Raw genomic sequence first — 10,128 nt, forward strand, 5'->3', positions numbered from 1 at the left:
AGAGAAAGGATGAGAACATCATGAAAAGTCGTCTAATGGAAATGCTGGAATCCCGTGAGGATGAAATCATTGAGATACGCAGGCATTTACATGAAAATCCCGAGCTTTCTTTTAAAGAAGTAAAAACAGCTCAATATATCCTTGATTTTTATAAGGGCAAGGACGTAGAAGTCCAATCGAATATTGGTAATGGATACGGGATAGTCGTCACCATTAAGGGCGGTAAGCCTGGAAAAAACATTGGCCTGCGCGCTGACTTCGATGCGCTGCCTATCGTTGAAGAAACGGATGTACCTTATAAATCCAAAACTGAAGGCGTCATGCATGCATGCGGCCACGATGGCCATACCGCTTACTTGCTGGTATTGGCGGACTGCCTCATTCAATTAAAGGATGAAATTCCAGGTACGATTAAAATTATTCATCAGCATGCGGAAGAAGTTCCTCCTGGCGGGGCAAAGAGTATTGTTGAGTCAGGTGTACTGGACGACCTGGATCATGTATTCGGCATTCACTTGCTTCCAATGGGGCCAGCAGGTGTTGTTGGCTATCATGCCGGGTATTCATTTAACGGCAGGGCTTATATGAAGTTGAAAATTAACGGAAGGGGCGGGCATGGCTCCTCTCCGCATCTGGCGAATGATGCAATTGTTGCTGGCGCGCACTTTGTTACTGCCGCTCAAACAATTATTAGCCGCCGTTTAAGCCCTTTTGATATTGGTGTTATTACGATAGGTTCTTTTGATGGAAAAGGAACATTCAATGTCATTAAAGATAGCGTCGAGCTTGAAGGCGATATCCGTTATATGACAGTTGAAACAAAGGAAACCATTGAAAAAGAAGTAAAGCGTCTTGTCAGGGGACTTGAAGAAGAATTCGGCGTAACCTGTGATTTGACTTATGAAAATGATTATCCACCTTTATACAATGATCCAGAATTAACAGCGAAGGTTGCCGGATTCCTCCAGAATGCAAATGACAAGGATATTAAAGAAGTGAAAGAATTTCCAGCAATGCCGCCATCCGAGGACTTTGCGTATTATGCTGAAAAATTCCCTTCCTGCTTCTTTTTCATTGCATGTACACCTAAAGGAGTCGAAAAACCTTATTTTAATCATAATCCCAAATTTGATATTGATGAGGATGCCCTACTTGTCGCAGCGAAGGCAGTCGGAGTTGTTGTTTGCGGCTTCTACGGGTTAGAGTAGGAAAGGATTAGTACATGTAGTAAGATGTGGCTCTAGATAGCCACATCTTTTTGATGTTATAGTATAGACTTACAACCATTAGTGAGAGGAGGGTTCGCCATGACATCATGGGATATTCTTAACATTATTGGTACTCTTGCTTTTGCCATAAGCGGTGCTCTTATCGCGAGGGAAGAGGATTATGATATAGTTGGTATTTATGTGTTAGGGTATACAACCGCATTTGGCGGAGGACTCATTCGAAATCTTTTAATCGGGGTTCCAATAGAAGATACCTGGAATCAAGGCAGTTTATTTCAAGTTGCCTTTTTAGCTATTACGATAGTGTTTCTCTTGCCCAATGGTTGGCTGGATCATATCAAAAAGATGATTGTAATCTTTGATGCAATTGGTTTGGCGGCATTTGCGATTCAAGGAGCTAATTATGCTGCTTCAATCGGGGCGCCACTTATTGCGGTCATCATAGCAGCTACGATAACTGGGGCAGGTGGCGGAATGGTCCGTGATGTCTTTGCAGGACGGAAACCGATGATTTTTCATTCCGAGATATATGCTCTATGGGCTGTGCTTGCTGGTTTATTCATTGGTTTAGACCTGGTGCGGGGTCCCTATGTTACGGCATTCCTTTTTATCGCAATCGTTTTTTTAAGAATAGTGTCAGTCCGCTTTAAGTGGAATCTGCCACACTCAGTTCCTTATGATAAAAGTAGTTTGGGTGGCTGAATTTGGATTTCTTTTTAGCGCTCTTCTGATACTAAGGAGCAGCGCTTTTTTTACATAATTTAGTTTATTGCGTCTGTTTACTTTGGGTTTAATTTGGTTAAACGACCTGAAAAATCTGGGAAATGTCCTGCTATCCATTTATTTATATGAAACTTTAACTTGGCAGAATCATGTGTACATGGTTTTGCCATTTTTATCTCAGAGTCGGATGGCACACTTCATTATTTCAATCTTAGAGGGTCGGCAAATCATTGACGACCCTGTAAAGTATTTTTTACTCACAAGGTCGTCAAGTAGCTCTATTGACGACCGGGCACAACATTTTTTTATCCGCAGGGTCGTCAAGAACCTCTATTGACGACCGCGCATTACTTATTTTTACCTACAGGGTCGTCAAGAACCTCTATTGACGACCGCGCACTACTTTTTTTACCCGTGTGGTCGTCAAGAACATTAAGCTGGGCACTCAATAGATTTCTATCTAAGTTCACGGAAAAACTTCCGAAACCGACCCATTTTAAGCTGTTTAAAATCAAATATCCATAAGAGAATGTTTAACAAATACTCGCCATCCGTATGTGTCCGTCCACTGAATTGGTTTGCAACTAAAGGGTTATGCTAAACAAGCGAAGCTAATGGAAATAAAATATCTTTAAATTTGAACTACATAGGTTGGAGGCAAAAAGAATATGTCCATTCTAATTGGGATATTAGGGATTCTGATTTTAATTGGTATTGCCTGGGCGATGTCAAATGACAAGAAAAACATTAATTATCGGGCGATTATCATTATGCTGGCTGTGCAATTATTTATCGCCTGGTTTATGCTTAACACAGCTATAGGTAAAAAGGTTTTGCAAAAAATTATCGACGGCTTTAACAGGGTATTATCATTCGGAAATGAAGGAATTGCTTTTGTTTTTGGAGATCTGTCAACAAAGGGGTACTTTTTTATCAACGTACTCATGATGATCATCTTTGTATCTGCCTTGCTTTCGATTTTGACCTATACGAAAATTCTGCCGTACGCAATAAAATATATCGGTGGGGCAGTGTCGAAGATTACCGGGTTACCAATGGTAGAATCATTCGTTGCGGTAAATTCAATGGTTTTTGGAGATACAACGGCGATATTATCAGTAAAATCTTATTTGCACAAGCTTTCGCCAAACCGGTTGTTCATTGTTGTCACATCATCACTCGTTGCCGTTTCCTGCTCGATACTCGGGGCGTATATGCAAATGATACCTCCTGAGTTTGTCCTGGTCGCATTGCCGATTAACATCTTTTCAGGTTTGATTCTCTCATCAATCGTTGCACCCGTTACAAAAGAAGAAGATGAGGAAATTAATATACAAGAAATGATTCCTGAAAAGTCATTATTCGAAGCAATTGGCAACGGTGCGTTGATTGGCGGGAAAACTGCCTTGATTGTTGGGGCAATGGTTCTCACTTATATAGGATTGCTTGCAATGGTTAACTACGTTCTGGATGCAATAATCGGGATTAACTTTCAGGAGCTTCTCGGCTACGTATTTGCGCCTGTCGCATTTATTATGGGAATCCCGACTTCCGAAATTGTCCAGGCTGGTTCCATCATGGGAACGAAGGTTGCAGCCAATGAATTTGTCGCTATGCTGGATTTCGAGAAAATCATTCCGGACATGACACCAAAGACTGTCGGGATTGTCTCGGCATTCTTGATTTCCTTTGCGAACTTTTCTTCTATTGGAATCGTCCTCGGAACCGTACAAGCCATTGACCAAAAGCAGGCAACCCAGCTGGCAAAGGTCGGATTAAAGGTTCTGTTCGTTGCAACTATGGGATCTGTACTGACAGGAATCATGGTCGGATTATTTTTATAAACAAAGAAATACAACGGCAGTCCAATTTTATGAATTGGGCTGTTTTTATTTTTGAAAATAACCAAGGTGCGACGTCTAAAAAGGTAGAACAAATTTAAGAAGTTGTATACAAATCAATTTTCCTGTTTTCATTTGCTTGCTGTGTGTTCAGAATGCGCAGGGGGCAAATTATTATATTCAAGGGCTCGTTTGCTAGGGACCAAAGAACGTCAGTAAAGAAGCCCAGCCGTACTCGGGATGGAAAAATAGCTAACCACATCCGAATCCCCTTTTAGTGCATTAATCGTGTGTCCTTGGAAAGAGATTTATCCACGAAACCTCTTTTAGTGGATTAATCGTGTGTCATCGGAAGGAGATTAATCCACGAATCCTGATAGTGGATTAATCGTGTGTCCTTGGGGGGAGATGGTGGGAATTATTAAAGAATGGTTAACATGTTACAATCAATTAAAAAGGCTGGGACTTTTCCAGAGTCAAAACTAACAACAGCTAGGAAGGTGCACTATGGATAGAGTAAACATTCTCTTTCGAAAAAGAATCAACTTCCCGCTTGATGAAAAAATCACTTTTGAACATTTAGATAAGGTTCTAAAGGGGATGGCAACGACCATTCCTTTTGAAAATTTGAACATTGTTGAAGGACGGACAAAGGATTTAACGGAGGAACATTTGGCCACTAAGATTTTGGGGCTGAGCGAAGGCGGGCTTTGTTATGAGCTTAATCCGCTTTTGTTCCTTTTTTTAAAAGAAAATGGCTTTAAGGTTTGGATGGTTCGCGGGATTGTGTATAATCATTCCGGGCAGCGGTGGAGCGGTACCGGTATGACGCATGTGGGGATTCTGCTTGCTCATGAGGGGAAGGAATACCTTGTTGATGGAGGCTTTGGCGGGAACCTGGCACTAAAGCCTGTTCCGTTGAGCGGGGAGACGGTGTCGTCGATTACTGGGGAATTTCGGGTTGAACGTGCTGAAACGGAGTTTGGTGATTTTCTTCTCTATATGAAGCTGAAACATAAGGATCAGGAATGGAAGGTTGGCTATGCCTTTAATACAAGAGAGAGGCTGATGGATGTTGGGGATTTGAATGAAGTGCAGAAGGTTATTGTCGAACACCCGGCGTCAGCTTTTAATAAAAAGCCGCTTGTTACCAGGCTTACTGATAGGGGAAATGTGACGTTGACAGAAGGGACGTTCACCGAATGGAACGATGGGAAGGTTCAGAAAAAGGAAATAACTGAAGAGCAATTTAAGGAACTCGCGAAGGACTATTTCAATTTATGAGAAATGAAAACGGGAAGGAAAACCCTCACATTATGTTGAATCTGTAAATACAAACAGATTTTTACTAAAGGGGATTTAGAATTGGCTATAAAAAATGATGTGGGTTATCCTTCTCTGGAAACGGAAAGGCTTGCCCTAAGAATTTTGACACTTGATGATTGCAGTGCGGTTTTTGAGCATTTTTCGGATAGGGATGTTACCAGATTCATGGACATCGAGCCTTGCAAGGACTTAAAAGAAGCCGAGGAAATTATCCAGTTTCATTTGACGCGGGATGCAGGTGGGGGATTTTTGAAAAGGCCAGTAAATGCTTTATTGGAACTGTTGGGTTTCATTATTTGCGCGGTCAAGGCGGAGTTACAAAAGCGGAAGTTGGCTATGACTTATCGAAACGATATTGGGGAAATGGATTTATGGTTGAGGCTATGAAAAAGGCTATTTCATTCGGCTTTCAGCAAATGGAACTCGATGTTATTGATGCGACAGTGGATGAAAATAACCAGAGATCGATTCAACTCCTGAAAAAGTTAGGTTTTTCAGTGGATGAGAAGTATAAAAAAGGAAATGAGTTATACTTTTATTTGGAACGCAATGAAGGATGAACCGTTTTCTGCCTGCATGGATCCAAGAAGGATTCATGCTTTTTTTCTAAAAATGAACGGGATTACAGGAGGGGGAGCTTATTGAAAGGGTTGATTATAGCCTTATGTTTCATGCTAGTTGGCTGCAATGTTTCTGGTTCGGAAGAAAAGGGGGCATTTGATTTAAAAGGCGTAATTACTGAATTAGATCAGACAGGGAATGCGGTCTTAATGGATGATGAAACCAATGGGCTCGTATGGGTTTCAGTGAAAAACCCAAATAACTTGGAGAGATTCCAAGTGGGGCAGGAAATCGCCGTTTGGACCGAGGGTGCGATACGGGAATCCTATCCAGCGCAAGCTACAGCTTTGAATATTGAGATTGTCTCGCAACCACAATCAGAGCTAAATCATCTGATCGCCACTGAAAAAACATTGCCTGACAGCTTTTCAGAACTTGCATTCAAGCGAAAAACCGCACCTTTTCATCAATATTTAGTGAAGAAGGCTGATAACTCTTCTGAATTTAAAGATCTATGGCATCTTTATGGTCTAGAAACAGGCATTCCTGAGATTAATTTTGATGAAGAAGTTGTACTTTTCACTGGGGTCCAGGAGTCTGGAAGTTGTCCTTATACGAATGTGGAAAGTGGCATCTCGGCCGATAAGAAATCATTCGAGGTTACTCTTGTAGAACCAGGTGGTAATTGTACTGCTGATGCAACGCCAAGGACATTTGTATTTAAGGTTGAAAAAGAGCTAGCGGAGAAATTCCAGAGTGTAGCAATTACCCAAACTGGAGTAGAAACACGGATACCGGTGGAAAAATAAACTACCTGGGCAGGGGGTTTTGAATGAAAATTTGGAAAATCATGGTGACAAAGATAGGGGAGTGGTGTAAAATTACACAGTAAGGGCCAATTATTCTTTACATTATTTTTACAGTGAATACATAAAGAATAGATTACCAATGGTTTACAATGGTAATAGGGTACTATTTTTAGAAAGAGGGAGAGAGAATGGCGGGAAAAGCACTAGAAGTGCAATCGTTAACCAAAAAAATTAAAAATAAGCTGATAGTGGACGATGTTAGCTTCTCAGTTGAAAAAGGGGAAATCTTCGGGCTGCTTGGGCCAAATGGAGCGGGCAAGACGACGATTATTCGAATGATCGTTAGCCTGATTGGGCGCACAAAAGGAAATGTTTTAATAAACGGATTTAACCTGGATACCCAGTTTAAGGAATCAATGAGCGAAATGGGTGCGATTGTTGAAAACCCGGAATTCTATAAATATTTAAGTGGCTATAAAAACTTGAAACATTATGCAAATATGGCGAAGGAAAAAATCACCGACGACCAAATTAAAGAGGTAGTCCGCGTTGCTGGTCTTGAAGATGCTATCCATCAGAAGGTTAAAACCTATTCTCTTGGCATGCGGCAGCGTTTAGGAGTCGCCCAAGCTTTGCTGCATTCTCCAAGCCTATTGATTTTGGATGAACCTACAAACGGGCTCGACCCTCAGGGAATCCGCGAATTCAGGGATTATTTGCGCACCCTTGCAAAAGATGGCATTTCGGTGCTCGTTTCTTCGCATTTATTATCTGAAATGGAACTAATGTGTGATCGATTTGCGATTATCGAGCGCGGCAAATTAATACATATTTCTGCAATCAATCAATTAAATGATAAAGATGACCAAAGCATGACGGTTTCATTTGAAGTGAGCGACCTTGAATTGGCCATGAAGGTGCTTAAAGAACAAAGCATTGGCAGCGAATTGAAGACAATCAACAAAGACCTATTCACGATAAGCCTTGATAGGGAAGGTATTGCTACAGCAAATCAATTATTGGTAAAAAATCAAATCAGTGTATATGCGATTAGCCCTGTTGCCACTTCGCTAGAAGATCGGTTCCTTGAATTGACAGGCAAAGAAAAACAGGAGGTACAGTCACGTGTTGTTGCTAATTAAAAATGAATTAATGAAACTATTCGGCAAAAAGTCTAGCTGGATTTATATGTTGATTATCCTCGTCGCGGTGATAGCGGCTGGAATTCTTCAGAATAATTTTACCGGGGAACCCAATGAAAATTGGCGCGGGGAAACACAGGCCACTGTCAGCCAGCTTCAAAAGGATTTAGAAGCGGCGCCTGCGGAAGATAAGGAATGGATTGCTGTCGAGCTTGAACGTCAGCAGACTTATCTTGATGAGAACATCAATCCGACCGCGATGAGCAATTGGCATTTTATGAATCAGACAGTGATTGGCGTATCCATGCTGGTCACATTGTTCGCGGTTATTGTAAGCAGTGCCAGTGTATCAGCGGAATTCGCGGATGGTACGATCAAACAGCTGCTTATCCGGCCGCATGGACGCTGGGCGATTCTATTATCCAAATATATTTCGTTAATCATCTATTCAATTCTATTGTTGGCAACACTTATTGTTTCAGGTTTTCTGGTTGGCACGATTATCTTTGGAAGTGGGGATTTCGGTGCTAAATTTGTTGAAATGACTCTTGAAGGACAAAAGATTGCTGAGCTAGGACCACAATTTTTCTTGAAGGTACTCTATTACTTACCAAGTCTTTTAATTGTCATCACCATCTCATTCATGCTTTCCACTTTGTTCAAAAGCCAGGCATTAGCAGTTGGAATAGGGATATTCGTTTTGTTTGTGTCTTCAACGCTTGGCGGACTGATTGTATTCCTGGCAGAAAAATACACATGGGCTAAATATTTGATTTTCCCACACCTTGATCTAACCGTATATGCCCTTCAGGACGAAATTCTGTCAGGGGTCACTCTTCCAGTATCAATTCTAACGTTGTCGGTGTACTACATTATTTTCATGGTACTGACATTTAGCATTTTCCAAAAAAGGGACATTAGTATATAAAAATGAGTGCAGTGATCCAGTGGGATTGCTGCATTTTTTCTATTAGAGCTTTAGCGTTATATTTGGAAGTTTGAGGAACAATAGAAGAAACGAAATTAGGAGAGTTTTAATGAAAAAGGGTATCTTTCTTTTTTTGATAAGTTTTCTTTTCTTGTTGGTTCCAACACAGACTTCAGCTCAGCAAAAGGTTCCAATATTAATTTATCATTCAATCGATGAATATAAAGGGCATGGCTCAAAGGAGTTATATGTCACGCCGAAAAATTTTGAGAAGCAAATGATTTATTTAAAGGAAAATGGCTTTACCTTATTAACTTTTGAGCCGTGGCAAGATATTGGTAAAGTAAATAAACCAATTTTCCTTACCTTTGATGATGGTTATAAAAACAATCTGACTGTTTATTCGATTTTCCAGAAGCTGAGGGACAATAAATTTACGCCAGCCGCCACTTTTTTTATCCCATCCGACTTTATCGGACGTTCAAATCGGTTATCAGCCGCAGAGTTAAAGATGCTGTCGGAGTCAGGTATGATCTCCATCCAGTCCCATACGGTTACACATCCTGATTTGACGAAAATGAATAATATCGATTATGAATTAAAGTCTTCCCGGGACAAACTCCAGAACATCACCAAAAAACCCGTGACTGCTTTGGCGTATCCATATGGAAATTTCAATAACAAAGTCGTACAGGAGACGAAGAAGTACTACAAGTATGGATTAACAACAACTCCTGGTCCATTTGTGGAAAAGGGCGGGAAAGATGAGTTGTATTTGCTGCCGAGAACCTATGTTAAATACTCCACGACTCTTGAAGAGTTTGCAAAAATTGTGGGAACCGACTGAAAAACAGTTATTGAAGTCCCCTTGGCCATAAAACTCTCTATAATGAGTAAAGGACTCAAGTATTAAAAATAGGCATTTATCAGGTTTAGAAAAAGAATAACTTAAAGTTGCCGGTGCGATGATCCATGAAGGATTAGGCACCTTTTTTGTTGAATTTCTTATTGTACAAACAGGAGGTTAGTAAAAAAATGTAACTTTTTTACAATTAACAATGTCTTATATAAAAAGGGGTGATTAATCTGAGGAGTTATTTGGTATTGTTTTTATTTACATTGAGTTTCTTAGCGGGTTGCACCGAAAAGGAAGAGTTAAGTGAAAATGCGAAAATTGCAAAGAACTATTTAACTGACAGTGGATATGAAGTCATTGAACATGATAAAGACGGAGAGCATACTTTCTCAACGTCTGACATGAAAAGCATTTTTGTTCAACAGGTTTGGGCGGTTCAGGATAAGGACCCAGATGATTATATAAACAAACGAATTGATACTGTGTCTTTTTTCATTAAAAACCATCATTTAGATAATGAATACGATATGGGGAAAACGTACGCAACTGTCTGGTTAAGGGACGGAAATGTTATTGGTGGATGGTCTTTTCCAACTTCTAAAACCAATGATTTGAATGGGGCACCATACACATTAAACGGGAAAACCGCAGAAGAAATAAGGCCGGGTAATCATCTAAAGTGGGTAGAAGATTGGCATAAAAAATATGGCAGG

11 protein-coding genes are annotated in these 10,128 nt (G+C 40.5%); all 11 read left to right on the plus strand.

The window, feature by feature from the left end; translation table 11 throughout:
• The first annotated feature begins 20 nt into the window (after positions 1-20).
• A complete protein-coding gene (locus TY16_RS10965; RefSeq protein WP_043931959.1) occupies positions 21-1,208 on the plus strand; it encodes an amidohydrolase in 1,188 nt (395 codons plus the stop codon).
• A 99-nt stretch (positions 1,209-1,307) separates the two neighbouring features.
• Positions 1,308-1,931, plus strand: a complete 624-nt coding sequence (locus tag TY16_RS10970) for a trimeric intracellular cation channel family protein (protein ID WP_043931961.1) — start codon at positions 1,308-1,310, stop codon at positions 1,929-1,931.
• 689 nt (positions 1,932-2,620) lie between these two features.
• Positions 2,621-3,796 (plus strand): NupC/NupG family nucleoside CNT transporter, encoded by a 1,176-nt coding sequence (locus tag TY16_RS10975; protein WP_043931963.1) that lies wholly within the window; start codon positions 2,621-2,623, stop codon positions 3,794-3,796.
• A gap of 504 nt (positions 3,797-4,300) precedes the next feature.
• Positions 4,301-5,077, plus strand: coding sequence for an arylamine N-acetyltransferase family protein (locus tag TY16_RS10980; RefSeq protein WP_043931964.1), 777 nt, complete (start codon positions 4,301-4,303; stop codon positions 5,075-5,077).
• 81 nt (positions 5,078-5,158) lie between these two features.
• Positions 5,159-5,506 carry a GNAT family N-acetyltransferase gene (locus TY16_RS27185; RefSeq protein ID WP_331281086.1) on the plus strand — a complete coding sequence of 116 codons (348 nt, stop codon included), beginning with the start codon at positions 5,159-5,161 and terminating at the stop codon, positions 5,504-5,506.
• Complete coding sequence (locus tag TY16_RS27190; protein ID WP_331281079.1) at positions 5,392-5,679, plus strand: GNAT family N-acetyltransferase; 288 nt, start codon at positions 5,392-5,394, stop codon at positions 5,677-5,679. The genes TY16_RS27185 and TY16_RS27190 overlap by 115 nt, the downstream gene beginning before the upstream one ends.
• An 81-nt stretch (positions 5,680-5,760) precedes the next feature.
• The gene (locus tag TY16_RS10990) at positions 5,761-6,489 is read left to right on the plus strand and encodes a DUF3221 domain-containing protein (RefSeq protein ID WP_043931966.1); all 729 of its coding nucleotides are present in this window, start codon (positions 5,761-5,763) and stop codon (positions 6,487-6,489) included.
• Positions 6,490-6,677: 188 nt separating this feature from the next.
• The gene (locus TY16_RS10995; RefSeq protein WP_043931968.1) at positions 6,678-7,631 is read left to right on the plus strand and encodes an ABC transporter ATP-binding protein; all 954 of its coding nucleotides are present in this window, start codon (positions 6,678-6,680) and stop codon (positions 7,629-7,631) included.
• The gene (locus TY16_RS11000; protein WP_081772955.1) at positions 7,615-8,559 is read left to right on the plus strand and encodes an ABC transporter permease; all 945 of its coding nucleotides are present in this window, start codon (positions 7,615-7,617) and stop codon (positions 8,557-8,559) included. The genes TY16_RS10995 and TY16_RS11000 overlap by 17 nt, the downstream gene beginning before the upstream one ends.
• A gap of 109 nt (positions 8,560-8,668) precedes the next feature.
• Positions 8,669-9,406: a polysaccharide deacetylase family protein gene (locus TY16_RS11005; RefSeq protein ID WP_052342680.1), complete on the plus strand. Its 738-nt coding sequence runs from the start codon at positions 8,669-8,671 to the stop codon at positions 9,404-9,406.
• A 257-nt stretch (positions 9,407-9,663) separates the two neighbouring features.
• Positions 9,664-10,128: hypothetical protein (locus TY16_RS26560; RefSeq protein ID WP_052342681.1), on the plus strand; the 465-nt coding region annotated here is incomplete at its 3' end.

It is taken from the genome of Bacillus sp. EB01 (assembly GCF_000613125.1).
Lineage (GTDB): Bacteria > Bacillota > Bacilli > Bacillales > Cytobacillaceae > Bacillus_D.

Bases quoted from the DNA above. Each gene is read 5' to 3' on its own strand.
- TY16_RS10975 (WP_043931963.1), top strand. From the start codon at position 2,621: ATGTCCATTCTAATTGGGATATTAGGGATTCTGATTTTAATTGGTATT.
- TY16_RS10970 (WP_043931961.1), top strand. From the start codon at position 1,308: ATGACATCATGGGATATTCTTAACATTATTGGTACTCTTGCTTTTGCC.
- TY16_RS10980 (WP_043931964.1), top strand. From the start codon at position 4,301: ATGGATAGAGTAAACATTCTCTTTCGAAAAAGAATCAACTTCCCGCTT.
- TY16_RS10995 (WP_043931968.1), top strand. From the start codon at position 6,678: ATGGCGGGAAAAGCACTAGAAGTGCAATCGTTAACCAAAAAAATTAAA.
- TY16_RS11005 (WP_052342680.1), top strand. From the start codon at position 8,669: ATGAAAAAGGGTATCTTTCTTTTTTTGATAAGTTTTCTTTTCTTGTTG.
- TY16_RS10965 (WP_043931959.1), top strand. From the start codon at position 21: ATGAAAAGTCGTCTAATGGAAATGCTGGAATCCCGTGAGGATGAAATC.